The sequence below is a fragment of the Streptomyces sp. NPDC060035 genome (assembly GCF_042736635.1).
Lineage (GTDB): Bacteria > Actinomycetota > Actinomycetes > Streptomycetales > Streptomycetaceae > Streptomyces.
Map to the genome: position 1 here is coordinate 255,048 of NZ_JBHWVO010000004.1, position 25,881 is coordinate 280,928.

The window sequence follows — 25,881 nt, forward strand, 5'->3', positions numbered from 1 at the left end:
TGAACTTCACGAGAACTCCAGCGAAATGGCACGTGTGTGGATATCGTGCACCGAGCGAGGGCGCATCCGTCAGTCCATGGGATCGGCGGATGCGCCCCGTTTGTGGGGATGCAACTGTGGCTGGGGGGTTCATGGGGCATGTCGAAATACCTGAAACAGACATATCCGGGCCGGTAGGACTGGCGGGCGCACAACGGCCGCGTACCGCGGCGTCCCGGAATCGGACAGCGGCTCTCGAACAGTTGTGGAGAGCTCCAACCGCACAGCGCGACGACGCGGACCGACCGCGGACGAAGAAGAAGACGGGCCGGCATCTGCCGTTCCTGGTCCTGACCGACGCACTGGGGCTCGGCGTTCCCGCCTGGCTCGTGCTGAGCGCCGCCGATCAGCCGCGACCACTGATCATCGGCGCCCTGACCACGTTCGTATGGACCGGGGTGCGCCTGGCGCGCGGCCGGTACGCAGGCCGGGTGCCGGCGGACTCCGGTGGGGCGTCCGGCGCCGTCGGCGACTGGCTGGTGCTCGTCGGACTGCTCGCCGTGCTGTGTGCGGCGGCGGGCGGATCACTCGACCCGGCGACCGCAGTCCTGGCGCTCGTGCCCGGTCTCACCACCACCGTGCTCGTCACAGGACTGCGGGGCAGGCCCGGCTCCACGTGGCACCGGCAGGCGTCACGCCGGGTGCTGGTGGTCGGCGGGGCCGAAGAGGTGGACCGGGCGGTGACCCTGCTCAACTCCCGTACGGATCACCTGTACACGGTGGCGGCCGCCGTGCCGGTGGGACCGGCGCAGCTGAACTGCGACACACCGGTACCGGGCCGGCTCGCTCCCGAGCCGGCCGACGACGACGTGTCCACGGTGCTCGGCGGCGCCTTCGCCCATGATGCGGACCTCGTACTCGTGGTGCCCGGGCCGCAGTTCGGCGACGAGAGGCTTCGCCCGCTGTCGTGGGGCCTGCACGACAGCGGGCTCGCACTCTGCGTGCTCTCGGAGCTGTCGGGCGTCTCGGCGAGCCGCGTGCGGCCCTCCGACGCCGCCGGACTGACCCTGCTGCACATCGCGCCGCCGCTGCGGCACGGTCCGCAGCCGTGGCTCAAGACCGTGCTGGACCGGAGCGGCGCCGCGCTCGGGCTGCTGGTGCTGGCCCCGCTGCTCTTCGTGGTCGCGCTGGCGGTCCGGTTCTCGTCACCCGGCCCGGTCTTCCACCGCCAGATCCGCCATGGACGGCACAACAGACCTTTCACCATGTGGAAGTTCCGCACGATGGTGGCGGATGCGGAGACCCGTAAGGCGCAGCTCGCCGGGGCGAACGAGAGCGAAGGTCCGATGTTCAAGATGCGCCGCGATCCACGGGTGACCCGGATCGGCCAGGCGCTGCGCCGGACCTCCATCGACGAACTCCCCCAGCTCCTCAATGTGCTGAGGGGTGACATGTCCCTGGTAGGTCCGCGGCCGCCGCTGCCCGAGGAGGTGTCGCGCTACGACGAGCGCGAGCGGCGCCGGCTCGCGGTCAAGCCCGGGCTGACCGGCCTGTGGCAGGTCAGCGGACGCTCGGACCTCTCGTGGCAGGAGAGCGTGTCGCTGGACCTCTGGTACGTCGACAACTGGTCGGTGGTCACGGACATGGGGCTCCTCGCCCGTACGGTCCGCGCCGTCACCGACGGCCGCGGGGCGTACTGAGAACGATGGGGGAACGCATGCGAGGAGCCCATGGACGCCCGGCGGGGCGGTCAGCCCTGCCCGAGCCACCATGCGTAGGTGCGGGCGATGCCGTCACGCAGGGGGATCTGCGGCTTGAAGCCGAGGGAGGAGAGGCGGGACACATCGAGGAGCTTGCGAGGGGTACCGTCCGGCTTCGAGGTGTCCCAGCCGATGCTGCCCTGGTACTCCGTCACCTCCCGTACGGTCTCGGCGAGTTCCCTGATGGTCAGGTCCTCGCCGCAGCCGATGTTGACCGGCTCGTCCCCGTCGTAGGACTCCAGCAGCCGCACACAGGCCGCGGCGAGATCGTCGACGTGCAGGAATTCACGGCGGGGGGTGCCGGATCCCCACAGGGTGACCTCGGGCGCACCGTCCCTCTTCGCCTCGTGGAACCGGCGGATCAGGGCGGGCAGGACGTGCGAGGTCTCCAGGGCGAAGTTGTCGCCGGGTCCGTAGAGGTTGGTGGGCATGGCGCTGATGAACGAGGCGCCGTACTGCCGGCGGTAGGACTGGATCTGCACGATTCCGGCGATCTTGGCCAGCGCGTAGGCCTCGTTGGTCGGCTCCAGCGGGCCGGTGAGCAGGGAGTCCTCACGGATCGGCTGCGGGGCGTGTTTGGGATAGATGCAGGACGAGCCGAGGAAGAGCAGCCGCTTCGTCCCGGCGGCGTGCGCCCCGGCGATCACGCTGAGCTGGATGCGCAGGTTGTCCTCCAGGAACTGCACCGGCCAGGTGCTGTTGGCCATGATCCCGCCCACTTTGGCGGCGGCCAGTACGACGACGTCCGGACGGGCGTCGCGCAGGAACGCCTCGGTCGGTGCCGCGTCACGCAGATCGAGGTCGCCGCGGTCACGGGTGATCACCTCGTGGCCGTCGGCGGCGAGGCGGCGCACCAGCGCCGAGCCGACGAGGCCGCGGTGGCCCGCGACGAATATGCGGGCGCCTGGGCGTAGGAGGGGGCGGACGGATTCCTGGGGAGGGCCGGGGATATCGGTCGTCATGGCTCGGATTGTGCCAGCAGCGCCGCGTCCGGGTGAGCTTTTACCGCAATGCGCTCAGATGCAGATATTTCGGTGAACCAACCGCCCATCGGGCGACCACAGAAGGGGGGAGTCATGGCAAAGTCCGCACTCATCACCGGTGTGACAGGGCAGGACGGTTCGTACCTGGCGGAGCTGTTGCTCGAGAAGGGGTACACGGTCCACGGCCTGATACGCCGGTCCTCGAGCTTCAACACGGAGCGAATAGACCACATCTACCAGGGGCCCGAGGAAGCGAATCGTTCATTCGTGCTCCACCACGCCGATCTCTCCGACGGCGTCGCCCTGGTGAACCTGCTGCGTGACATCCGTCCCGACGAGGTCTACAACCTGGGTGCGCAGTCGCATGTCCGGGTCTCCTTCGACGCGCCCCTGTACACCGGGGACGTCACGGGTCTCGGCACCATCCGGCTTCTGGAGGCGGTCCGCGCCAGCGGGATCGACACCCGGATCTACCAGGCGTCGTCGTCGGAGATGTTCGGCGCCAGCCCGCCCCCGCAGAACGAGAGAACGCCCTTCCACCCGCGCAGCCCGTACAGCGTGGCCAAGGTGTACGGGTACTGGGCGACGGTCAACTACCGCGAGGCGTACGACATGTTCGCCGTCAACGGGATCCTGTTCAACCACGAGTCCCCACGCCGCGGCGAGACCTTCGTGACCCGCAAGATCACCCGCGGGGTGGCCCGCATCAAGGCCGGGCTGCAGGACCGGCTGCATCTGGGCAATCTCGACGCCGTCCGGGACTGGGGGTACGCCCCCGAGTACGTGGAGGCGATGTGGCGGATGCTGCAGTGCGACACCCCGGACGACTACGTGGTGGCCACCGGCGTGGGGGCCAGCGTCCGGCAGTTCCTCGAGTACGCCTTCGAGCACGCGGGCCTCGACTGGGCCGAGTACGTGCGCTACGACCCGAAGTACGAGCGTCCCAGTGAGGTCGACGCACTGATCGGTGACGCGTCCAAGGCCGAGGAGCTGCTCGGCTGGAAGCCCGAGGTGACGTCTCAGGAGCTGGCCAGGATCATGGTGGACGCGGACATCCGGCTGCTGAGCGACCAGCTCACGGGAGCGGCCGTGCGGGTGGACCGATGAGACGGCCAGGACGCCTCAGACGCACCCGGGGCGCCGTGTTCGCGGCGGTTCTCGCCCTCGGTGCGGGCGCCCTCACCGCGGTCACCGCTCCCCCGGCAGCCGCGCTGACCCCGCCCGTCGGCTTCACGGCCGACCACCTCTCCACCTACCAGACCAACGGCATCGTCTGGTCGCTCGCCGAGGCGAACGGCGTGGTCTACGCGGGTGGCACCTTCTCCGGGGTCCGCCCGGCCGGCTCCCCCGCGGGCAGCAACACGATGCCCGCCGTGAACTTCGCCGCGTTCGACGCGGCCACGGGTGCGCCCACCGGCTGTTCGCTCTCCTTCACCCGCAGCAGCGGCACGGCCACGGTCCGGGCCCTCGCGGTCTCCGCGGACAGGTCCACGCTGTACGCGGGTGGTTACTTCAGCGCCGTCAACGGGACGGCCGCGAACGGCCTGGTCGCGATCAACACCGCGACCTGTCAGCTCCGTCCGGGCTTCTCGCCCGACTTCGGCGCGACCGTGCGGGCCCTGGACGTCGCCGCGAACGGCACCGTCTACGCGGGCGGTGACTTCCAGACGGTCAACGGCCAGACGCGGCGCTTCTTCGGCGCGGTCACCTCCACGGGCGCCCTGACCGCGTGGAACCCCGACGCGGACGAGCCCGGCCGGACGCTGAAGGTGACCCCCGACGGGGCGAGTGTGCTCATCGGCGGCGAATTCTTCACCGTCGGCGGCGCCGCGTCGCACGCGCTCGCGGTGACGAGCGCATCGTCGGGTGCGCTGACCCGCGCCTACACCGGCAACTTCATCCCGTCGTCCGCGGTGATCAAGGACATCGTCACGGACGCCGCCTCCGACGGCTGGTACGTCGCGGGCGAGGGGGCCGGGGGTTCGTCGTTCGACGGCAGGCTCGCCATGGGCCTCGACGACTTCGACCAGCGCTGGCGGGACACCTGCCAGGGTGCGACCCAGGCGCTGCGGGTCTACCAGGGTGTCCTGTACGCGGGCAGCCACGTCCATGACTGCTCGTCCATGGGCGGCTTCCCCAACCAGGTCCGCAAACACCTCACCGCCCAGTCCGTCGACGACCCGGCGCTGCTGGGCTGGCTCCCGGACACCAACGACGGCATCGGGGAGCCGGTCGGGCCCCGGGCCCTGACCGTCGCCTCGCGCGGCGGCCGCGACTTCCTCTGGGTGGGCGGCGAGTTCACCACGGTCAACGGGGTGTCACAGCAGGCGCTGACGCGGTTCGCCAACACCCCCGACACGGGTGCGCCCGCCGCTCCGGCCGTGAGCGTGTCCGCACCGCGGGCCGGCGAGGTGAAGGTCCGCTGGCGCTCGAGCCTGGACCTGGACGACAGTCTGCTGACCTACCGGGTCTACCGCGACGGCGGCGCCACTCCCGTACACACCGCGACCGGCTCCTCGCTCTTCTACAGCCGGCCGCAGCTGACCTTCACCGACACGAACGTGGTGGCGGGCCGGACGTACTCGTACCGGATCACGGCGAGCGACGGGACCAACACCAGCGGGCTGTCCGCCGCCGCCTCGGTGACGGCCGCCGCCTCCGCCTCCCCGTACCAGGAGAAGGTGCTCGCCGACGGCGCCGGCCTGTACTGGCGCTACGACGAGGCGGGCGGTGCCTTCGCGGCGGACGCCTCTGCGGACGACAACTCGGGGGTGTACACGAACGCCCCCGCGTACCGCTCCACGCCGTCCGCGGTGGCCGGCTCGGCGGCGCTCTCCCTCAACGGCGTCGACGAGTACGTCTACAGCGACCGCCTGCACCGGTACGCCTCGCCCACGCCGTACTCGATCGAGACGTGGTTCCGGACGACCTCGACGACAGGCGGACGGATCATCGGCTACGGCAGCAACATCGGTACCGCGCAGGGCCACACCAGCAGCATCTCCGACAAGCTGCTGTACCTGACGGACAACGGGCGCCTCGCGTTCGGCGTCCAGTCCGGCAACAGCAGCACCCGGCCCACCATCACCACGGCGGACACGTACAACGACGGCTCCTGGCACCACGCCGTCGCGACCCAGGGGCCGTCCGGCATGGTCCTGTACGTGGACGGGGCTGCCGTCGGCACGAACGCGGACACCGGCAACCGCTCGTACAACGGGTACTGGCGGGTGGGCGGGGACGCCATGAACAACGCCTGGCCGAACCGGCCCACGAGCACCTACTTCGCCGGACAGGTCGACGAGACCGCGGTCTATCCGACGGCGCTCACCGCCGCCCAGGTCGCCGCGCACCACGCGCTTGCGGACACCCCGCCCGGCCCCGGCGACACCACGCTGAGCGTCACACCGGACGAGGACGCGTACGTCAACAGCGTGTCGGCGAACACGAACTACAACGACAGCCAGCTCGCCTCCCGGGGCACCACGGCCTATCTGAGCTATCTGCGGTTCACCGTTCCGCCGACCCCGTCCGGCCAGGTGCTCAAGAGCGCCCGCCTCGCCTTCCGCACGTCGTCGGACTCGACGGCGGGATCCCTGGACAGCCACAGCGTCGTGCCGGTCACCGGCACGTGGACCGAGTCGACGGTCACCTACAACACCCGGCCGGCGCTCGCCGCGACCGTGCTGGGGACCATCACCGGCGCGACCTCGGTCTCCACCGACGACACGGTGGAGCTGAACGCGTCCGCACTGGGCGGGGCCCTGGGCTCCGTCTACTCACTCGCCCTCACCAGCAGCGGGACGGACAGTCTCCGCGTCTGGTCGAGCGAGGCAGGAACCGCGGCCTACCGGCCGCAGCTCGTTCTCACCTTCGGAGCTGAATGATGAACGCAAGCACGGGGCACAGACCCGGGGGACGCGGCCGTGTGCGGGCCGTCTCCACCGCTCTCTGCCTGTTCGCCGGCGCCCTGACCGCCGCGGCGGCCGGGGCATCCCCGACGGCGGCACTGACACCTCCGGTGTCTCTCACCGCGGACGACCTCACCACCTGGCAGACCAACGGCATCGTCTGGTCGATGGCCGCGACCGACGGCGTCGTGTACGCCGGCGGCACCTTCTCCACCATCCGGCCGCCCGACGCCGCGGCCGGCACCTCCGAGCAGCCCGCGGTCAACTTCGCCGCCTTCGACGCGGCGACCGGCGCACCGACGGGGTGCAGCCTGTCGTTCACGCTCTCGTCGGGCACGGCCACCGTTCGCGCGCTGGCGCTGTCGCCGGACGGGCAGACCCTGTACGCGGGCGGCCAGTTCGGGGCGGTGAACGGGGAGGGCGTCAGCAATGTCGCCGCCATCGACACCGCGACCTGCACTCCGCGCCAGGACTTCAAAATCGCCGTCTCGGCGACCGTACGGGCCCTGGACGTCACCGCGGACACCGTCTACCTGGGCGGTGACTTCACCAGTGTGGGCGGGCAGACCAGGAACAGTTTCGCCGCCGTCACCACGGACGCCGACCTGCTGCCGTGGGCGGCCGACGCCGACGAGGTCGCCCGCGCCGTCCAGGTGACTCCCGACGGACAGCACGTGGTGCTCGGAGGTGACTTCTTCACCGTCAACGGCACCACGTCGCACGCACTGGCCGTCGTGGACGCCACCACGGGGGCACTCACCAAGAGTTACCCCGGCTTCATCCCCAACACCTCCACGGTGCAGGACCTCACGACGGACGCGACCGGCCTGTACACCGCCAACGAGGGCACCGGGGGCGGTGTTCTCGACGGCCGTATCGCCATCGACCTGGACGACTTCCAGCAGCGGTGGCGGGACACCTGCCTGGGAGCCACCCAGGCAGTCCTGGTGCACTCGGGCGTGCTGTACAGCGGAAGCCACGCCCATGACTGCGCCAGCATGGGCGGGTTCCCCGACCAGCCGCGCAGGCATCTGCTCGCCCAGTCCGTCGACGATCCGGAGCTGCTGCCCTGGTTCCCGGACACCAACGACGGCATCGGCGAGCCCGTCGGGCCGCGGGTGATGGCCCAGACCGACAAGGGCGGCCGCCACTACCTGTGGGTGGGCGGGGAGTTCACCACCGTCAACGGCTCCGCGCAGCAGGGGCTGACCCGGTTCGCCGACGGCCCGGACACCGGGGCGCCGTGGGTGCCCAACGTCAGCCTCTCCACGCTCGCTCCGGGACAGATCGACGTCACCTGGCAGACCAGCTTCGACACGGACGACGGTGAGCTCACCTACCGGATCTACAAGGACGGGGCGAGCACACCCGTACACACGACGACCGGGTACTCGCTCTTCTGGGACCGGCCCCAGCTGAAGTGGACCGACACCGACGTGGCGGTGGGTGAGACCCACTCCTACCGCATCACAGCGAGCGACGGCACCAACACGAGCGCCAAGTCCCCGGCGCAGTCCGCGACCGTGGCGGCGACGGCGGAGAGCTATCCGGCGCGTGTGCTGGCCGACGGCGCCTCGCTCTACTGGCGCTACGACGAGGGCACGTCCACCTTCGCCGCCGACACCACGGGCGGGCTGAACAGCGGCTTCCTGCGCAACGCACCCGCCTACCGTCAGACCCCGGCCGCCGTCGCCGGTGCCTCGACCGCGATCGGGTTCAACGGTTCCGACGAGTACGCGTACAGCAACAAGCTCCATCCGCAGCCCACCCGGTTCTCCGTGGAGACCTGGATCAAGACCACCACGGTCCGGGGCGGCAAGATCATCGGGTTCGGCAATCTGACGATGCAGAACAGCTCCCGCTACGACAAGCACGTGTACATGACCAATGACGGGCGGCTGGTCTTCGGCATCCACAACGGCAGCACCCGCACCATCACGACGCCCGGCTCCTACAACAACGGCGCCTGGCACCACGTCGTCGCCACCCAGGGCCCCGGCGGGATGGCCCTGTACGTCGACGGGCAGCTGCGCGCGTCCAACTTCCTCTACACCACCAACGAGAACTACCCCGGCTACTGGCGGGTCGGCGGGGACAACCTGAACAACTGGCCCAACCGCCCGACCAGCAACTTCTTCGCCGGGCAGATCGACGAGACCGCCGTGTACCCGACCGCGCTGGCCGCTTCGCAGGTCAGCGCCCACTACGCCCTGAGGACGGGTTGATGAGGTATCCGTTCCTGGCCGGCGCCGTCGTCGTCATCGCGACGGCGGCGCTGGCCGCCTGCGGCTCGTCCGCCGACGGGAGCAAGGGGGCCGCCGCGGGCACCAAGCCGCCCGCGGCGGCCCCGCCCGCACCCTCCGTGGCCGGGCCGTCCGCCTCCCCGGCCGGGCCGGGGGCCGCACGGACGAGCGAACCGCCGAAGGTGCCCGCCGACGGGATCACTCCGGCCACCGGCTCGTTCACCAAGAAGCAGAAGGAGTACCTGACCGACCGTGTCCCCAAGGGGATGGACCCCGCCGCGGTGCTCCAGACCGGTCAGGAGACCTGCGACAGGCTCCGCTACCTGGTCAAGGCCGACCGGGACATCGCCGTCGGCGCGATCGTCACCGGCGAGGTCGCCGACGCGAAGCCTGCCGTCGCCCATCTGTGCCCGCAGCACCAGGACCTGGTGGACGAGGCCGCGCTCGGCTACGCCGACGGCACGCACCAGGGCGCGAAGCTCCGGCCCGGCCGCTACCGGGCCGCATCCCCCACCAAGGACTGCAGCTGGCAGCTGACCGGGGCGAACGGCAAGGTGCTGGGCTCCGGTTCCTCGGACACCGGCGGACGGGTGGAGATCACCGTCCCGGCGGCTGCCCGCACGTTCACCTCCACAGGCTGCTACGCCTGGCTGCCCGAAGGAGACAAGAGTTGAGCAAGCTGCCCATCGCCGTGGCGATCCCCACGAAGAACGAGGGCCTGAACATCGCCGAGGCGGTGAAGTCGGTGCTCGGCCACTTCGAGGCGGTCGTCGTCGTGGACTCCCACAGCACGGACGACACGGCGAAGATCGCCGAGGAGTGCGGGGCCGAGGTGGTCGCGTACACCTGGGACGGGGGCCATCCGCGCAAGAAGCAGTGGTGCCTGGAACACGTCCGCACCGATCTGGACTGGATCCTGGTGCTGGACGGCGACGAGCGGCTCAGCCCCGGTCTGCTGGCGGAGCTGCGGCAGATATTCGCCGATCCCGACGCCCCGAAGCCCGCGGCGTACGACATACCGCTGGGGTACTGGTTCTCGGGGAAGCGGCTGCGGCACGGGTACACGATCCGCAAGCGGTCGCTGACCGACCGGACCCGGTGCCACTACCCGGAGGTCGGCGATCTCGCGGCGCCCGGCATCGGGGAGGTCGAGGGGCACTACCAGCCGGTCGCCGCGACGGCTGAGGCGCTGAGCAACCCCATCGAGCACCAGGACCTCGACCCCGTCACCGCCTGGTTCGAGCGGCACAACCGCTACTCGGACTGGGAGGCGTGGCTGGAGCACCACCCCGATGTCAAGGAACAGGTAAGGAAGGTGAAGTCCCGTCAGGGGCAGCTCTTCCACAAGGCGCCGTTCAAGCCGCTGGTCTCCTTCGCCTACATGTACGTCTACCGGCGGGGGTTCCTGGACGGGCGGGCCGGGCTGGACTTCGCCCTGGCCATGAGTTTCTACCGCTGGCAGATCGCGCTCAAGTCCCGCGAGGCGCCTGTACGTTGACGGGCCGAGCCCTCACCCTCGCCTCCGGCGGACCACGTCCTCGTAGGTCCGCCGGAGGGTGGCGGTGACGGCCTCGATGGTGAACTGGTCGTTGACCAGCTGCCAGGCGGCCTTGCCCGCCTGCTCGGCGGCCTCCGGCTCCAGCAGCTCCAGGATCGCGTCGGCGACCTTACGGGCGTTGGCCGCGTCCTCTCCGACCCGGCTGTCGATGACCCGGCCCGCACCGGCCCCCGACACATCGGGGCCCTGCCCGCAGGTGCGGGTGATGACGACCGGGGTGCCGACCGACATCGCCTCCAGGACCGAGACCGGGAACGGCTCCTCGATCGCCGGCAGCACATACACATCGGCCTCGCGCCCGGCGGTGAGGACCGCGTCGTGCTCCAGCGGGCCCACATGGTCGAGGGAGTCCGTGACACCCAGCTTCCGGGCGAGGGCGAGGGTGCCGGCCAGCGCGCCGGTGTCCGGGCCGGCCAGCACGAAGCGGGCGTCCGGGTGGTGGGCGAGGACGTGCGGCATCGCGGCGATGAAGTCCTCGGGCCGCTTGCGCTCCTGGATGCGGGCGAGGTACAGCACGGTCGGCGGGCGGCCGGGGTCGCGGGCGGGCTTGCGCTCCTGCGGGCGGACACCGTTGACCAGCCGTACGGTACGGGTGAGCTGAACCGGAGCTGCGACGGCGTTCACGTCGACCCGCTCCATCTCGGTGAGGTGCAGGACGGCGTCGGCCTCGCGCAGCACCTTGCGGACCCCGAGGACGTCGGTGAGCTGGGCGACCTTCTTCTCGGTGGGGTCGATCATGCCGTGGGTCTGGACGACCAGGGGTGTGCGGGTCGCGAGTGCGAGGAGCGCCGCCGGCAGGGTCACCAGGTCCCGCATCAGATGGACGTGGACGAGGTCGGCGCCGCGCATCATGCGGCGTGCGGTGCGCAGCAGCGCGGCGGAGGTGATGCCACTGACCTCGAACATCGGGAGCAGGTGGCGTGCTTGGAAGAGGTGGACGGGAACTCCTTCCACGTGGCTGGGCAGTTCACCGTCGGGGAAGCCGTCGCCGAGGGCCATGACGCGTGCGTCGTCGCCGTTCGCCCGCTGGACCTTGGAGAGGTTGAACGCCACCCGGGTCGGCCCGCCGAAGGCATGGTCCGGAGTGTGGAGCGTGACAACGTGCAGGATTTTCACCAGAGTTCCCCTCAACTGCGGCCAATACTTCACAGAGTAGTCATCGTGTCTCCTCACGTGGGCTGATTCGTTAGAGTGTTCAGCGGTTCACTGATCCCGGGGGGGCGCATGACGTCGGTGCACACATCGGCGCAGGAGCAGGTCGCCCGCGGGGTCGCGCGTCCGGAGTGGGCACGGGGCCGGGGCGGCGTCCCGGAGCCGCCCGAGCAGCCGATCGCCTGGTCGATGCTGTCGCGGGCCCTGTCCGTGCCGCTCATCCTCGGCCTGGTGTGCTTCCTGCCCGCGGTGATCGCCGCCCAGCCCGGCAGCGGTGTCCGGGACACCGCGTACTGGCTCCAGTTGGTGCTGACCTGCTATGCGGGGGCCCGGCTGGCGACGATGATCCTCTCCACCCGGCGGCGGCTGCTCCAGGGCGTCTTCTGGATGTTCGTGTACATCGCGATGGGCGTGGCGCCGTTCGCCCAGGTGGTGATCGGGCAGACACCGACGCCGATGGTGGGACCGAGCCAGGACCTGGTCACGGCCATCGCGATGGTCCTGGTGGGGTGTGCCGCCTTCGACCTGGGGGCGCTGCTGGCCTCGCGGCGCCCGCTGCGGCGCCGTACGCCCTCCACGCGGAGCCCGGGCGCAGGACCGGCCGTGGCGCATCCGCTGCGGTTGCGACTGCTGGTGCTGCTGGCGTTCGCGGCGAGCGCGTTCTACGTGGTGAAGCTGGGCGGGCCCTCGGTCTTCTTCTCCAGCCGGCAGGAGATCAACGAGACCGTCGCGGCGAGCGGGGTGGTCTCGGAAGGGTCCAATGTCGGCTCGGCGTTCGTCAAGGGCTTCGGCCAGGTGCCGGCGCTGCTGGCGCTGCTCTTCTACACCCGCCGTCTGGCAACCTCCTACCGGGCCCGGCGCTCCCCGTCGACGGTGCTGGTGTGGGTGGCGCTGGTAGCGCTGAACCTTGTGGTGAACAACCCTGTCTCCAACGCCCGTTACTGGTTCCTGACGGTGCTGATGGCCTTCGTGTTCACCGCGTTCCCGAGCAGTGCGGCGATCTACCGCATCGTGCTGGCGACGGGGGTGGTGGGGGCACTGGTGGTGTTCCCGTACGCCGACAAGTTCCGGTACGACGACGAAGGACAGCGGCCCGCGCAGTCGGCCTCGGTCTTCGAGCCGCTGGTGACCAAGGACTACGACCAGATGGTGATGTTCGCCAACAGCATCTCGTGGGTCGACACACGGGGCCACACCTACGGCCGCCAGCTGACGGGCTCCGCCCTGTTCTTCGTGCCGCGCGCGGTGTGGAGCGGGAAGCCGGAGGACACCGGGGTCCGGGTCGGGCAGTGGATGGGGCTGCGGATGACCAACCTCTCGGCCCCGCTGTGGACCGAGTTCTGGGTCGACTTCGGCGCCTCCGGGGTGATCGGCGGGCTCGCACTGATCGGTTACGCGGTGGCGCGCACCGACCGCCGGTACGCGCTGGCCGTCACCCGGGCGGGGCCCGGCCCCGGGAGTGTGCTGGCCATCGCCGCGCCGCTGATCGCCGGATACACCTTCATCCTGCTGCGCGGCCCGCTCCTGCAGGCGGCGGGGAAGCTGGCCATCGCCGCGCTGTGTCTGTTGCTGATCAGCACGTTCAAGGAGCAGAGGGCAGCGCGTCGGCGGTGACGGCCTCGTCGGGCGCCGACTTCCCGCGTCGGATCCGGGCCACCCTGGTCCAGGTGGCGGCGGCCTTGCAGAGCGAGCCGAGGCACAGCCCCCAGGCGGCCCCCGGGACGCCTCCGAGGGCGTAGCCCCCCGCCATGAACGCCACGGCGGTGAGCGAGAAGACCACCTGGATGCTTAGCGTCGTACGCGGGTCGAGCATGCGCAGGGCGAGCAGTCCGCAGGTGCCCACGGCCATCGCCGCGTACTGGCTGCCGGTCGCCGGGAGGAGGGCGGCGGCCGTCGGCCAGGTGTCGCCGAGCAGCTCACGCCCCGCCTCCTCGGGGAGCAGGGCAAGGGCGGTGGCCCAGAGGGCGGCGGTGGCGGCGAGGACGGCCGCGAGTCCCGCGGTGGCCCGCACCCGGCGTCTCTCGTCGCCGACGCGGCCGAGCAGCGGGGGACCGAAGGAGGTGGCGGAGGTGAACAGCACGTTCAGCGGCCCGAACAGGGTCGTCGCCCCGCGCAGCGCGCCGACCAGCAGCGGGTTGCCGACGGCACCGAGACCGAGGACGGAGAGCTGGCCGGTCGCGTTGCCGACACCGAACTCGACGACGAAGCGCTTCCCGAGGTGGCCGCGCCCGAGCATCGGACGCAACCGCGTCACGGCCCCGGCGGTCCTGCTGTGCAGCAGCACGGCGGACAACAGGAGGGCCGGCAGGGCGGACGTCCCCCAGACCACGATCAGCCGGGCGGGGCTCGCCCCGTACTCCTGGGCGGACAGGGCGCCCAGCACGCACGCCAGCCTCACCACGTCCGCGCTCAGGGCGAGATGGGGCTGCTGAAGGGCGGAGAAGGCGTACCGCAGGGCGTCCTGGCCGAGCACGACCGGCAGGACGAGGCCGAGCATCGTCAGGGCGCGTGCGGTGTCCCCCGGGACGAGCAGACAGACGGCGGCCAGCGGCGTCCCGAGCGCGGCCGAGGCGGCCACGGTGAACGCGACGGCCGAGCGGCAGGCCCCCCGGGTCTCCTCGCCGTCGCCGCGCCGCAGGACCAGGGGCTGTCCGCTGTAAGCCCCAAAGACGCCCAGCAGCACCGTGAAGACGAGGTAGACGGCGGAGAAGCGGGCGAAGTCGGCCACGGTGGAGAGCCGGGCGGCGGCCACGAGCACCAGGATGTTGGTGAGCGCGGCCACGCCCTGGTCCGCGACCGAGCAGAGGATCGCGGTACGGGCTCTCACCGGCGCGCCCCCGGCAGGGTGAAGGAGCGCAGGCCCATCGTCTCGGCGGGGTCCCCGGTGACCTCCGGAGCGTCCTCGTCGACGGCCGGGCCCTGGGGTCCCCCGCCGCTGTGGCGCCGGGCCGACTTCGGCCGGCGTTCCGCGCGGCGCAGCCGGCCGCGGCCGGGGTGGAGCAGGGCTCCGAGCACCTGGCCGCCGGAGGCCCCGATGATCTCGCGGATGCGCTCCAGGTCGCTGCGGTGCACCTCACGCGGGTCGCAGACGATCATGACGCCCTCGACCCGGTCCACGAGAGCGACGGCGTCGGCGTAGGAGAGCACCGGCGGGGCCAGGACGATGACGACGGCGCCGGGGCGGTCCGCCTCGGCGACGATGCGCCCGACGGACGCGGAGGTCAGGGCGCGCGGCACGTTGTCCGCGGTCGCCCCGGCCACCAGGGCGAAGGCGCCGGAGCCGGGGACGTCCACGTTGGACCTGCCGCCCGCGGGCCAGCTGCGGTCCTGCTCGTCGGCGGCCCAGCTCGGCGGCCGCACCTCGTGGGCCGCCGGTCCCAGGTCCCCGGCCAGCGACGGGGTACGCAGATCGGCCTCGACGAGCAGGACATCACGGCCCATCTCGGCGAAGGCGGCGGCCAGGTTGACCGCTGCGGCGGCCGCCGCAGCGTTGTCCCCGCGCGGCGCGGTGACCAGGAGCCGGCGCCGCTCCGCGAAGGACGGGTCGTAGGCGAGCCGGAAGGCGACCGCACGGTACTCCTCGGCCAGCCGCGAACCGCTGCGCCCGATCGCGAGCAGGGTGCCCGCGGCGGCGCGCTCCCTGGGCAGGGTGCCGAGCAGCGGGGCCCCGAGGGAGCGCACGAGCTCGCGCGGGGAGCGTACGGCGGGGTCGAAGACGAGCCGCACCCAGGAAAGCAGCAGCCCGAGGGCGAGACCGACGACAGCGCCGAGCCCCAGGAGCAGCGGCAGACCCGCTCCGGCCGGCTCGGTGGGGGCTACGGGCTTCTTGTTGAGGTAGCCGGGGGTGGTGTCGAGCGCCTTGAGTTCGGAGATCTTCCGGCTCAGCTCGGAGATGGAGACGATGATGTTGGCGCGGGCGCTGCTGACGTCGTCGGCGTCGACCCCGGTCCGCTCCTCCAGGAGGTCGCGCTTCTCCTCCAGTGGTTGGAGCTGGGCGCGGTAGCCGTTCGCCATGTTGTCGATGCTCTCCTGGGTGCGCGCCTTGCGGTGCGACAGGTAGGCATTGGCCAGGGCTTCGGCGCGGGAGCGGGCCTGCTCGGGTGTGGCCCCGGTGTAGGAGAAGCGGAGGGTGAGCGTGTTGGGCGGGTTGGTGACCTGGAGGCCGGTGAGCAGCTTCCTGGCCGAGACGTCGTCCCCCTTCTTGAGCAGGGTGCCGGCGGCCAGCTCCCCCACGGTGTCGCTGACCGCGGTCTGCCGCTCCGAGCCGATGTTGATGCCCTTGTCGGCGGAAGCGCCGGTGGCGAAGGGGTCGGCGGTCGCGGAGCGCACCTGGACCTCGCCGCTGGCGGTGTAGGTGTAGTCGCCGCTCAGGGCGAGGAACCCGCCCCCGAACAGGCCCACCACGACACCCGCGGCGAGCAGGGCCCGGTAGCGCAGGAGCTGGCGGAACTGGTCGCGCAGCAGCGCCGGTTCGTCGTGGTCGTCCACGGGCCGGATCGAATGTGTCATCGGCGTGCTCCTCCTTGTGTGTCCCCGGCTCGCGCGTCTCCGGCTCGTGCGTCCCCGAGGACCTCGGTGAGCAGCGCGTCGAAGCGTGCGAGGCCCGCTTCCCTGCTCAGGTGCTGTGCGACGTAGTCCGGACCGTGCGCGCCGAGCGCGTCCGCGGCTTCCGGGTCACCGCCGAGTTTCCGTACGGCGTCGAGGAGCGCGCCCGGGTCCTCGGGTGCCACGAGAACCCCGGCGCCCGAGCGGCGCACCTCGTCGGCGGTGCCGCCCTCGTCGGCCACGGAGGCGACGACGGGCCGCCCCGAGACGAAGTACGAGGTGAGTTTGGACGGCACGCTCATGTCGAGCACGGACGCGCGCTGGGTGACCGCGAGGACGTCGGCGGCGGCGAGCACATCGGTGAAGTCGTCCGCTCCGGCCGGCGGCAGGAAGTCGATGTTCGCCAGGCCGCCGGCGCGTTCGCGCAGTGCCTCGCGCTGGTTCCCGTCACCCATGAGCACGACGCGGATGTCGGGGGCCAGCCGGGCCAGGTCGATCAGGACGTCGAGGCCCTGCTTGAGGCCCATGTTCCCGGAGTGCAGCAGCACCTGGGTCCCCTCGCGCCAGCCGAGCCGGGCTCTGGTGACGGTCCGGTCCGCCGAAGGGCGTTCCACATGGGTCCAGTTGGGCACCACCCGGATGCGTGCGGGGTCGACGCCGAGGGCCAGGACCCCGGGGACGAAGCTCTCGTGGATGACACCGACGACGGCCGCGTCCCGCAGGGCGTAGCGCTCGGCCGCCGCGGCGACGGCGGCGGCCCTACCGCCGCCCCGAATGCCGCTCTGTGCCGCGGCAGCGCCCATGAGGTCCTGGACGACGGGTATGTGGGGGACTCCGTGGCGGCGTGCGATACGCGCCCCCATGACGCCGCCTGCGAGGCTCGGCATCTGGGAGATCACCGCGTCGGGGCGTCCCGGTGGTGGCGCCAGGGTCCCGTGGATGAGCACGGATGCCTCGAACCACGCTCTTCGCAGGGCGCTCTGCCGGGGCGGTATGTAGTGCCGCCGCCGGTGGACGGTCACGCCCTCCCGGTTCTCCTGCCCGCGCCACCTGCCGCGGTACTGCTCGTCGACGCGCCACGCGGGGTAGTGCGGCATACCGGTCAGGACATGGGTAAGGGCGCCGGACGCCGCCCAGTGTTCGGCGAGCTGGGTGGCGTACGGACCGATGCCTGTCAGCTCCGGTGCGTAGTTGGTGGAGACCACCAGAAGCCGGCGGTTCTCGAACGGTCTGTAGTTCTCATCAGCGGACATTCGGACGATCGCCTTCCCCCCGGAACAGCCTCCCTTGAGCTTATCCGTTCACGCGATGCACAAGTGTTCTTCACAGTAAGGTCGTTGAACCAGTTCCACCGTGGGGGGAGAGAACGGATGGTGCAGCACAGAGTCGGCTATGCGCCGGGGGTGTACGACCTGTTCCACGTCGGCCACCTCAACATCCTGCGGCATGCCCGCAGTCAGTGCGACTACTTGGTCGCCGGGGTCGTCTCGGACGAGATGGCCGCACTCGCCAAGGGCCACAAGCCGGTGATCCCGCTGACCGAGCGGCTGGAGATCGTCCGCAGCGTGCGCTACGTGGACGCGGCGTTCGTGGAGACCGTCCCCGACAAGGTCGAGACCTGGCAGCAGGTCCGGTTCGACGTCATCTTCAAGGGCGACGACTGGCGCGGCACGGAGAAGGGGAAGCGCCTGGAGCGCGACTTCGCCGAAGTCGGGGTGGAGGTCGTCTACTTCCCGTACACCGTGCACACGTCCAGCACCCAGTTGCGCCGCGCCCTCGACGTCCTCGTCAGCCGGCCCGGAGCGCTTTCAGCTCCCTGAACCACTTGGCCAGGAACGCCACCAGGAACAGCGCGTGCACGGCTGCGAGTACGGCGTAACCGGCCCGGAAGACCGCGGGTGCGCCGAGCAGCAGGAAGACCAGGCAGAACACCCCGTAGTCCGCGGGGAGCAGCGCCACGGCCCGCACCCGGGACACCGGAGCCGTGGCGCCTGTGGCCGCCGGTGCGGTGCGGGTGGCCGCCTTGCCCAGCTGCTCCCGCAGGAGCCCGGCGCAGAAGGTGAGCACGGCGACGAACAGGAAGCCGAGCGGCAGCAGGAGCCAGACGTCGGCGGGCAGTTCGGCGAAGCGGTAGAAGGAGATCAGTACGGCGGTGTGGACGAGGATCATTTTCGCGCAGTCCACGACATGGTCGAGCCACTCCCCGTCCGGGCCGCCCCGGCCGGTCAGCCGGGCAAGCTGCCCGTCGGCCGAGTCGAAGGCGAAGCCGACGGCCAGGCCCGCGTACACGGCGATCCCGAGCCACCACGACGGCTCGGCGAGCGCCACCGCCGCAAGGGCGGTGAACGTGAACGCCGCGCTGATCAAGGTGACCTGATTGGGCGTCAGTCCCGTTCGGTACGCGCCCGCCGCCAGCAGGCGCCCGGCAGGCCGGTTCACGTATCGCGAGTAGAGCGAGACACCCTTGGACGACTTCTGTGCGCCGCGCAATTCGCGCAGCACCGTACCCGTGCTTTCCATACGCCCCCCAGCGTCCGGCCTGTTCCCCGCTGCATCATGGCACGCAGGGACCCCGGGCGCCCGGCATTCGTACCAGCGGCATGACCCGGCAGGTAATCGACGCTCCGGCCGCCCCGGGACAAGCTGTTCCTGCCGCTCCGGACCGCGGAACGGCAGCCTCAGCACCCTGGGAAGGGACACACCGTGACCGTTCACGACGACGCCGTCCAGCGCTACTTCGCCGCCTGGAACGCCGGCAGCACCGAGGAGCTCGAGAAGGCGGTGTCCGCCGCCTTCACCGAGGACGCCACGTACACCGACCCGATGGCCGATGTACGCGGCCACGACGGGCTGACCGCGGCGATCAGCGGTGCGCAGGCACAGTTCCCCGGCTTCGACTTCGTACCCACCGGGACGCCGGACGCACACCATGGCCTGGTCCGCTTCACCTGGGACCTGGTCTCCCGGGCCGACGGCTCGGCGCCCGCCGCCGGATTCGATGTGATCACACTGGCGGAGGACGGCAGGATCAGCTCGGTCAGCGGGTTCCTGGACCGGCTGCCGGGGGCGTGAGACGCGGTCAGCTCCTCCCGGTTCCCCGTTCGGGGCCCGGCTCCCGCTCGGTGAGCTGCTCGTCCAGTTCGTCGAAGAGCAGCTCACCGTGCTCGATCTGACCGGTCCGGTACGCGGAACGGGCCACCAGATGTGATGCCACCGGGCCGGTCATCAACTGGAAGAAGGCGATGAGGGCGAGCGTCGCCAGGTCCATCCCGCTGCGCAGCCGCAGTGCGACACCGGCCAGCACCAGCAGCAGGCCGAGGGTCTGCGGCTTGGTCGCGGCGTGGCTGCGCGACAGCACGTCGGGCAGCTTCAGCATGCCGATCACACCGAGCAGGCAGATCACCGCGCCGATGAACAGCAGGACCGCACCGGCCGTGTCGGTGATCTGCAGCCAGACGTTCACTCCTGCTCCTCCTTGACTGTGGGGGTCCGGTGCGACGGCGGCCGGTCGCGCACGGCGATGAAGCGGGCGATGCCCACGGATCCGGTGAAGCCGAGGAACGCGAGCACCAGCATGATCGGGAAGTAGAACGGGTCCCGGGCGAGCGCAGACTTGGCGCCGAGGCCCGCGATGATCAGGGCGGCGCAGACGTCGAGGGCGATCGCCCGGTCCAGCATGGAGGGGCCGCGCCGGATCCGGACGAGCAGCAGCGCCCCCGCGACGACGAGGACCACCAGGGCGGCGGTCAGCAGAACACGGTCGGCGGTCTCGATACCGCTCATGACCCGTCCTTCCCGTCGCCGGACTGCGTGGTCGTGGGAGGCGGCTGCGCCACCCTGGCGATCTCGTCGCGGGTGCCGAAGGCCCGTACCGTCAGCTCCTCCAGCCGCCAGACGGAGCGCCGGGCCGCGTCCAGCGCCGCCGGCCTGTCCGCGTCGAGCACATGCAGGAACACCGTGGCGGTGGCCCTGCGCACCTCGACGATCGAGCCGCCCGGAACGTTGGAGACGGCGACGGCGGTCGCGGCGAGCATCAGATCGCTGCGGCAGCGCAGCGGTACGCCGATGACGGCGGGCCGGTGCGGACGGCCGGCGAAGATCTGCCGGGTGACCTTCACGCCCGAGGTGTACATGTCGTAGAGCAGATATCCGGCGAGCAGGAGGATGCCCCAGGGGTGCAGGCGCAGGCCCAGGTCGACCCTCGACAGCGGGAACGCCAGGCAGACGACCACCGCGACGACCGCTCCGGTGACGACATTGGCCCAGGTCAGGGTGGACCACAGCATCACCCAGATGAGGGTGAGCCAGGCGATCAGCGGCAGGTCGAGGATGCGTCGGCGGCGGCCGGCGAACTCGCAGCTGAAGGGGGGCAGTTCGGGGTCCTGGTAGGACAGGGTGATCAGGCGTTTCACCGGCCGAGCACCTCCTCGACGTAGGGGGACCGTTCGACGAGTTCGTCGGCCGCGCGGTCGGTGAAGGCCGTGAGCGGACCGGCCAGCACGGTGAAGGCGAGGCCGAGTGCGACTGCCCCCGCGGTGGCGGCGGTCATCGCTGCGGGCGGCCGGGTCGTCGTGATGACGGCCCGTCCGTGCAGACTGGCGGCAACGGCCTGCCCCGCCGGCAGTGGAGTGCCCCCGACCGGTTCGTCGCCGGTGCCGAAGATCCGGTCGGGGCCCGGGTCGACGTCGTCGTCGTCGGTTTCGTCGGCGGACTCCAGGACGGTGCCGTAGGCGGTCTGACCCGGTGGTTCGGTGCGCCAGAAGGCCAGGTTCCAGACCTTGGCCATCACATACAGGGTGAGCAGACTGGTCACCGTCGATCCGACGACCAGGATCCAGGCCCAGACGCTGCCCTCGGCGACACCGGCGCGCATCAGTCCGAGCTTGCCGATGAAGCCGGACAGCGGGGGAATTCCGGCGAGGTTCATGGCCGGTACGAAGAAGAGGACCGCGAGCACCGGCGCCGCTCTGGCCAGTCCGCCGAGCCGGGTGAGCTCGTTGGTGCCGCCCCGGCGTTCGATGAGCCCCGCGACGAGGAAGAGCGTGGTCTGGACGGTGATGTGGTGGGCGACGTAGAAGATCGCCCCGCCGTACGCGTCGCGGGTGGCAAGGCCGATCCCGAAGACCATGTAGCCGATGTGGCTGATGAGGGTGAAGGAGATCAGACGCTTCAGGTCGGTCTGGGCGACCGCCCCGAGGATGCCCACGGCCATCGAGGCGAGCGCTGCGGCCATCAGGAGATCGCCGAGCCGGTTTCCTGGGAAGAGCAGTGTCTCCGTACGCAGCATGCAGTAGATCCCGACCTTGGTCAGCAGGCCCGCGAAGACGGCGGTGACGGGCGCGGGCGCTGTCGGGTAGGAGTCGGGGAGCCAGGCGGCGAGGGGGAACACCGCGGCCTTGATGGCGAAGACGGTGAGCAGCATCGCCTGGAGCAGGGTCTGTACGCCGAGCGGGAGTTCGGGCAGCCGGATCGCCAGCTGGGCGAAGTTGGCGGTGCCGGCCGCCGCGTACGCCATGGCGATGGCGGTCAGGAACAGCATCGAGGAGAACAGTGAGATGATCACGTACGTGGAGCCCGCCCTGATCCGCGGCCCGGTGCCGCCGAGGGTGAGCAGCACGAAGCTGGCGACCAGCATGATCTCGAAGCCGACGTAGAGATTGACGAGGTCACCCGCCAGGAAGGTGCAGGACACCCCGGCCACGAGGATGAGGTAGGCCGGGTGGAAGACGGCGACCGGAGTCTCCTTGTCCCGGTCGGCCATGCCCTGGCCGAGCGAGTAGACCAGGACGGTCAGGGTGATGGCCGAGGAGACGGTCAGCATCAGTCCGGACAGCCGGTCGGCGACCAGGGTGACGCCGAGCGGCGGAGCGAAGTCGCCGAGGTGCACGGAGAGGGGCCCCTCGCGGTCGGCCACGATCATGAGGGCGACGGAGAGGCAGAGGACGGCGGTCAGCACGGCGACGCTGATGAAGCGCTGGAAGTGGGCGAGCCGGGTACCGAAGGCGAGGCTCAGTCCGGTGGCGCAGAGCGGCAGCAGCACGGGCAGCGGGACGAGCGCGTTCATCCGGCGGCTCCTCGGTCGGGGCCGGCCGATTCGGGACCGCGACCGCCCGATTCGGGACCGGTCGGACCGGGACCGGTCGGATCCGGACCGGTCGGATCCGGACCGCCCGATTCGGGGTGGGCGGATTCGGGGTCGGTGCTCACGTAGTCCTCCGGATCGGCTCCCAGCACGTCGTGCCACAGATCGCCGGTGGCGTCCCGGCCCCGGGCCTGCAGCGCGCGGTCGGCACGCAGCCGGGCGCGCAGGCGGTGGCGCTCCTCGCGGTATCGGGCACGTTCCTCCGGCGTACGGCCGGCCTCCGCCCGGTACTCCTCGCGCAGCTCGGCCCACTCCCCCAGCACTTCGGCACGCAGCACGATGCGCCGGTCCTCCAGGTCGTCGTGGACCTCGTCCGTGCCGGTCAGCTGATGGCTGCGGTAGGCCATGGCCAGCAGGAACGCCGTCGTGGCGAGAGTGATGACGATGGCGGTGAGTGCGATGGCCTGGGGCAGCGGGTCGGTGACCTGTCGCAGCGGCACGCCGTAGAGCAGCGGTGCCGCGCCCGCCGAGCCGGTCGCGGAGAGGACCAGGAGGTTGATGCCGTTGCCCGCGATCACCGCGCCGAGCAGAATGCGGGTGAGGGGCCGGGTGAGCATGAGGATGCCGCCGACCGCGCAGAGCACCACGGCGGTGGCGAGGAGCGAGACGCTGACCGTCATACGCCCCGGCCCTCCGTCCCGGTGCCCGGTACGGGGGTGAGTGCGCCCGCCGCCCGTTCGATCTGCCGGTCGACCTTCGCGCCCAGCGCCCGGACGATGTCCAGGACCACGCCCAGGACCAGGAGATAGACCCCGAAGTCGAAGATGACGGGCGTGCCCAGGTGGAAGTCGCCGAACACGGGCAGATGTCCGTGGTACGTCCAGGCGTGCAGCACCGTGCCCTCCGCGAGGCCGAACAGGCCGACTCCGGTGGAGAGGAACAGGCCGAGGCCGGTGAAGAGGCCGGGCTGCAGGGGGGCGGCCTCGGCGAGTTCGAACCTTCCTCCGGCCAAGTAGCGGGTGATGAAGCCGAGTCCCGCGACGAGGCCGCCGACGAATCCGCCGCCCGGCAGGCTCTCCGCGCAGAACAGCAGGTACAGCGAGAGCACCAGGATCGGGTGGAAGAGCAGCCTCGCCACCACCTCGAAGACGACGGAGCGGTGCTCGGGCGCAAGCGTCGAACCGGCGGCCAGCCAGCTGCGTTCGGGTGCGGTGTCGTCCCCCTGGGGCAGCCCCGTCAACCGTGGCGGCGCGTTCAGCGACCAGGCCGTCCTGCCCCTCAGTTCCCCTCTGGTCAGGGGTGCTTCGCTGCGGCGGTGCAGATAGATGAGGCTGGTCACCCCGATCGCGGCCGCTGCCAGCACGGCGGACTCCCCCATCGTGTCCCAGGCCCGCAGATCGACCAGGATGGTGGCCACGACGTCCTTGAGGCCGTGGTGAGCGACCTCCTCGACCATCGCGGCGCCCGCCGGCTCGGCGACGCGCGCGGCGCCGGACACCCAGACGACCACGCCGAGGGTCGCTGCGGCGCCGAGCGCCACGGGAATGCGCACGGCCCGCCGCCAGGTGCTGACCGACTCCTGGAAGTGCACGGGCATCCGGCGCAGCACCAGCACGAACACGATCATCGACACGGTTTCGACGCAGAACTGGGTGAGCGCCAGATCGGGGGCGCCCTGGACGACGAAGAGCAGGGCGGCTCCGTATCCGGTCAGTCCCGCCAGCACCACGGCCTTCATACGGCGGCTGACGGTCAGACAGAAGAGGGCGGCCGCGCAGGTCAGCACGGCCAGCGCGCCCTGCAGCGGCGCGTCCCACAGCCGCGGGGCGACCGCCCCCTCCCAGGGACGGTCGGTGAACAGGACCGCGAGCTGGCCGGCCAGCATGACGAGCAGTGTGGTGGCCAGGTAGACGGAGAGGGAGCCGCGCTGGACGAAGCCGGTGATCTGCAGGGCGAGACGTTCCAGGCCGAGCAGCAGATGGCCGAAGACGCTGTCGGCGGTCGGCCAGGCGATCCGCCGGGAGATCCGGGTGACAGCGGTGCGCCCCGCGAAGAGCACGGCGCCGCCCGCCCAGGTGAGGGCGGACAGGAGCATGACCGTTCCGAAGCCGTGCCAGAGCGCGAGGTGGTAGGGGTGGGCGGGGGCCGGGAAGGCGTCGGCGTACGCACCGAACAGCCGGTCCGTCCACCCCACGCCGGGGCCGAGGACCAGGCCGGCCACGGCGAGCAGCGCGGGCGGGGCCAGGAAGGCGGCGCCGACGCGGCGCGCGGGGGTGTCCGCGACGCCGGGCTTGCGGCAGAACGCGCCCCACACGAAGCGGAGGGTGTACGCGACGGTCAGCACCGAACCGACGACGGTGGCGGCCAGCACCCAGCGGTCCGAGGCATCTCCGTGCAACAACGCGTAGAAGGCGGCCTCCTTGGCAGCGAAGCCGAGGAGCGGCGGCAGGGCGGCCATGGAGGCGGCGGCGAGCACGGCGACCGTGCAGACGTACGGCAGCGAGCGGCCGACCCCGGAGAGTCTGCGCAGATCACGGGTGCCCGTCGCACGGTCGACGATGCCGATGACGAGGAACAGCGCGGCCTTGAACAGGGCGTGGCCCAGGATCATCACGGCGGTGGCGAGTGCGGCGTCCCAGTTGCCGGCACCGGCGAGGACGGTGAGGAAACCGAGCTGGCTGACGGTGCCGTAGGCGAGGACGAGTTTCAGGTCGTTGAGGCGCAGTGCACGCCAGCCGCCGAGCAGCATGGTCGCGGCGCCGAGCACGAGAACGACGGGCCGCCAGACGGGGACGTCGGCGAAGGCGGGGGCGAGCCGCGCCACCAGGTAGACACCGGCCTTGACCATGGCCGCCGCGTGCAGATAGGCGCTGACGGGAGTGGGGGCGGCCATGGCGTTCGGCAGCCACAGGCTGAACGGCCAGATCGCGGACTTCGACAGCGCCCCGCACAGGACCAGGACGACGGCCACCGATACGGCGAGGGTCGTCTCCGGTGGATCGGCGACGATCGCGGAGATCCGGTACGTGCCCGCCGCCTGACCGAGGATCAGGAAGCCGACCAGCATGGCGAGGCCGCCCAGGGTGGTGACGGTGAGTGCCTGGAGTGCCGAGCGGCGGTTCTGTTTGTGCTCGCTGCCGTGGCCGATCAGCAGATAGGAGAAGACCGTGGTCAGTTCCCAGAACACGTAGAGGGTGATCAGGTCGTCGGCGAGGACGAGGGCGAGCATGGCACCGGCGAAGGCCAGCAGGTTCCCCGCGCAGGCTCCCAGTTGCGGGGTGTCGTCGGTGAAGTACGAGGCGCAGTACAGCAGGACGAGCATGCCGACTCCGGCAGCGAGCAGCACCATCAGCTCGGCCAGTGCGTCCAGGCGCAGGTCGACAAAGACGCCGTAGGCCGGGATCCACTCCCAGGACCGGTCGACCGTCTGTCCGGCGGCCACGGTGTCCCACTCGGTGGCCGCCCAGACCGTCGCGGCGGCGGGGGGCAGTGCGAGCACCACGAACGCACGCCTGCCGAGCCTGCGCACCAGCGGGCCCGCGCAGGCAGCCAGGACGAAGTGGCAGACGATGAGCGCGATCACGAGGAAGGGTCCGGAGCAAAGGGCACCGAATACAGATATATCCCCCGACCGCATTCACCCGTCCGGCGCGCCGCACGGCCCCGGC

General features: G+C 71.1%; 21 protein-coding genes. 9 read left to right on the plus strand and 12 right to left on the minus strand.

Features of this window, described 5'->3' with window-relative positions:
* Positions 1 to 131 precede the first annotated feature (131 nt).
* Positions 132 to 1,679, plus strand: a complete 1,548-nt coding sequence (locus ACFWBQ_RS08370) for a sugar transferase (protein ID WP_385485439.1) — start codon at positions 132 to 134, stop codon at positions 1,677 to 1,679.
* A gap of 50 nt (positions 1,680 to 1,729) precedes the next feature.
* Here ACFWBQ_RS08370 and ACFWBQ_RS08375 read toward each other — a convergent pair whose 3' ends face one another.
* The gene (locus ACFWBQ_RS08375) at positions 1,730 to 2,701 is read right to left on the minus strand and encodes a GDP-L-fucose synthase family protein (protein WP_385485441.1); all 972 of its coding nucleotides are present in this window, start codon (positions 2,699 to 2,701) and stop codon (positions 1,730 to 1,732) included.
* A gap of 114 nt (positions 2,702 to 2,815) precedes the next feature.
* Here ACFWBQ_RS08375 and gmd point away from each other — a divergent pair, with 114 nt between their 5' ends.
* From gmd to ACFWBQ_RS08400, 5 genes are read left to right on the plus strand one after another with little or no spacing between them, the layout of a single operon-like run.
* A complete protein-coding gene (gene gmd, locus ACFWBQ_RS08380) occupies positions 2,816 to 3,829 on the plus strand; it encodes a GDP-mannose 4,6-dehydratase (protein WP_385485443.1) in 1,014 nt (337 codons plus the stop codon).
* Positions 3,826 to 6,609: a DNRLRE domain-containing protein gene (locus tag ACFWBQ_RS08385; RefSeq protein WP_385485445.1), complete on the plus strand. Its 2,784-nt coding sequence runs from the start codon at positions 3,826 to 3,828 to the stop codon at positions 6,607 to 6,609. The genes gmd and ACFWBQ_RS08385 overlap by 4 nt, the downstream gene beginning before the upstream one ends.
* On the plus strand, positions 6,606 to 8,858 hold the full coding sequence (locus ACFWBQ_RS08390; protein WP_385485447.1) for a LamG-like jellyroll fold domain-containing protein: 2,253 nt from the start codon (positions 6,606 to 6,608) through the stop codon (positions 8,856 to 8,858). The genes ACFWBQ_RS08385 and ACFWBQ_RS08390 overlap by 4 nt, the downstream gene beginning before the upstream one ends.
* Positions 8,858 to 9,550, plus strand: a complete 693-nt coding sequence (locus tag ACFWBQ_RS08395; protein WP_385485449.1) for a hypothetical protein — start codon at positions 8,858 to 8,860, stop codon at positions 9,548 to 9,550. Before ACFWBQ_RS08390 ends, ACFWBQ_RS08395 begins: the two co-directional genes overlap by 1 nt.
* Positions 9,547 to 10,374 carry a glycosyltransferase family 2 protein gene (locus ACFWBQ_RS08400; RefSeq protein ID WP_385485451.1) on the plus strand — a complete coding sequence of 276 codons (828 nt, stop codon included), beginning with the start codon at positions 9,547 to 9,549 and terminating at the stop codon, positions 10,372 to 10,374. The genes ACFWBQ_RS08395 and ACFWBQ_RS08400 overlap by 4 nt, the downstream gene beginning before the upstream one ends.
* Positions 10,375 to 10,386: 12 nt before the next feature.
* Here the strand turns inward: ACFWBQ_RS08400 and ACFWBQ_RS08405 are convergent, their stop codons facing one another.
* Positions 10,387 to 11,550, minus strand: coding sequence for a glycosyltransferase (locus ACFWBQ_RS08405; RefSeq protein ID WP_385485453.1), 1,164 nt, complete (start codon positions 11,548 to 11,550; stop codon positions 10,387 to 10,389).
* Between the two features lie 108 nt (positions 11,551 to 11,658).
* Between ACFWBQ_RS08405 and ACFWBQ_RS08410 the strand changes: the two genes are divergently transcribed.
* The gene (locus ACFWBQ_RS08410) at positions 11,659 to 13,200 is read left to right on the plus strand and encodes a hypothetical protein (protein ID WP_385485455.1); all 1,542 of its coding nucleotides are present in this window, start codon (positions 11,659 to 11,661) and stop codon (positions 13,198 to 13,200) included.
* Here ACFWBQ_RS08410 and ACFWBQ_RS08415 read toward each other — a convergent pair.
* From ACFWBQ_RS08415 to ACFWBQ_RS08425, 3 genes are read right to left on the minus strand one after another with little or no spacing between them, the layout of a single operon-like run.
* Positions 13,169 to 14,413 carry a hypothetical protein gene (locus ACFWBQ_RS08415; RefSeq protein ID WP_385485457.1) on the minus strand — a complete coding sequence of 415 codons (1,245 nt, stop codon included), beginning with the start codon at positions 14,411 to 14,413 and terminating at the stop codon, positions 13,169 to 13,171. The two genes, ACFWBQ_RS08410 and ACFWBQ_RS08415, sit on opposite strands and share 32 nt — an antisense overlap.
* Complete coding sequence (locus ACFWBQ_RS08420; RefSeq protein ID WP_385485459.1) at positions 14,410 to 16,095, minus strand: lipopolysaccharide biosynthesis protein; 1,686 nt, start codon at positions 16,093 to 16,095, stop codon at positions 14,410 to 14,412. Before ACFWBQ_RS08420 ends, ACFWBQ_RS08415 begins: the two co-directional genes overlap by 4 nt.
* The gene (locus ACFWBQ_RS08425) at positions 16,092 to 17,384 is read right to left on the minus strand and encodes a glycosyltransferase (protein WP_385485461.1); all 1,293 of its coding nucleotides are present in this window, start codon (positions 17,382 to 17,384) and stop codon (positions 16,092 to 16,094) included. Before ACFWBQ_RS08425 ends, ACFWBQ_RS08420 begins: the two co-directional genes overlap by 4 nt.
* A gap of 117 nt (positions 17,385 to 17,501) precedes the next feature.
* Here ACFWBQ_RS08425 and ACFWBQ_RS08430 point away from each other — a divergent pair, with 117 nt between their 5' ends.
* Positions 17,502 to 17,951: an adenylyltransferase/cytidyltransferase family protein gene (locus tag ACFWBQ_RS08430; RefSeq protein ID WP_329206491.1), complete on the plus strand. Its 450-nt coding sequence runs from the start codon at positions 17,502 to 17,504 to the stop codon at positions 17,949 to 17,951.
* Here ACFWBQ_RS08430 and ACFWBQ_RS08435 read toward each other — a convergent pair.
* Positions 17,920 to 18,651, minus strand: coding sequence for a CDP-alcohol phosphatidyltransferase family protein (locus ACFWBQ_RS08435; RefSeq protein ID WP_385485463.1), 732 nt, complete (start codon positions 18,649 to 18,651; stop codon positions 17,920 to 17,922). The genes ACFWBQ_RS08430 and ACFWBQ_RS08435 overlap by 32 nt on opposite strands.
* A gap of 183 nt (positions 18,652 to 18,834) precedes the next feature.
* Between ACFWBQ_RS08435 and ACFWBQ_RS08440 the strand changes: the two genes are divergently transcribed.
* Complete coding sequence (locus ACFWBQ_RS08440) at positions 18,835 to 19,203, plus strand: nuclear transport factor 2 family protein (protein ID WP_385485465.1); 369 nt, start codon at positions 18,835 to 18,837, stop codon at positions 19,201 to 19,203.
* Between the two features lie 7 nt (positions 19,204 to 19,210).
* Here the strand turns inward: ACFWBQ_RS08440 and mnhG are convergent, their stop codons facing one another.
* Genes mnhG through ACFWBQ_RS08470 form a run of 6 tightly spaced genes read right to left on the minus strand, consistent with a single transcriptional unit; the run spans position 19,211 to position 25,796 of the window.
* Entirely contained in the window at positions 19,211 to 19,594 is a 384-nt protein-coding gene (gene mnhG, locus ACFWBQ_RS08445; RefSeq protein ID WP_385485467.1) for a monovalent cation/H(+) antiporter subunit G, read from the minus strand.
* Entirely contained in the window at positions 19,591 to 19,914 is a 324-nt protein-coding gene (locus tag ACFWBQ_RS08450) for a monovalent cation/H+ antiporter complex subunit F (RefSeq protein WP_385485469.1), read from the minus strand. Before ACFWBQ_RS08450 ends, mnhG begins: the two co-directional genes overlap by 4 nt.
* The gene (locus tag ACFWBQ_RS08455) at positions 19,911 to 20,543 is read right to left on the minus strand and encodes a Na+/H+ antiporter subunit E (RefSeq protein ID WP_385485471.1); all 633 of its coding nucleotides are present in this window, start codon (positions 20,541 to 20,543) and stop codon (positions 19,911 to 19,913) included. The genes ACFWBQ_RS08450 and ACFWBQ_RS08455 overlap by 4 nt, the downstream gene beginning before the upstream one ends.
* Positions 20,540 to 22,195, minus strand: a complete 1,656-nt coding sequence (locus ACFWBQ_RS08460) for a Na+/H+ antiporter subunit D (protein ID WP_385485473.1) — start codon at positions 22,193 to 22,195, stop codon at positions 20,540 to 20,542. Before ACFWBQ_RS08460 ends, ACFWBQ_RS08455 begins: the two co-directional genes overlap by 4 nt.
* Positions 22,192 to 22,893, minus strand: coding sequence for a Na(+)/H(+) antiporter subunit C (locus ACFWBQ_RS08465; RefSeq protein ID WP_385485475.1), 702 nt, complete (start codon positions 22,891 to 22,893; stop codon positions 22,192 to 22,194). Before ACFWBQ_RS08465 ends, ACFWBQ_RS08460 begins: the two co-directional genes overlap by 4 nt.
* Positions 22,890 to 25,796, minus strand: a complete 2,907-nt coding sequence (locus ACFWBQ_RS08470; RefSeq protein WP_385485477.1) for a Na+/H+ antiporter subunit A — start codon at positions 25,794 to 25,796, stop codon at positions 22,890 to 22,892. Before ACFWBQ_RS08470 ends, ACFWBQ_RS08465 begins: the two co-directional genes overlap by 4 nt.
* Between the last annotated feature and the right edge of the window lie 85 nt (positions 25,797 to 25,881).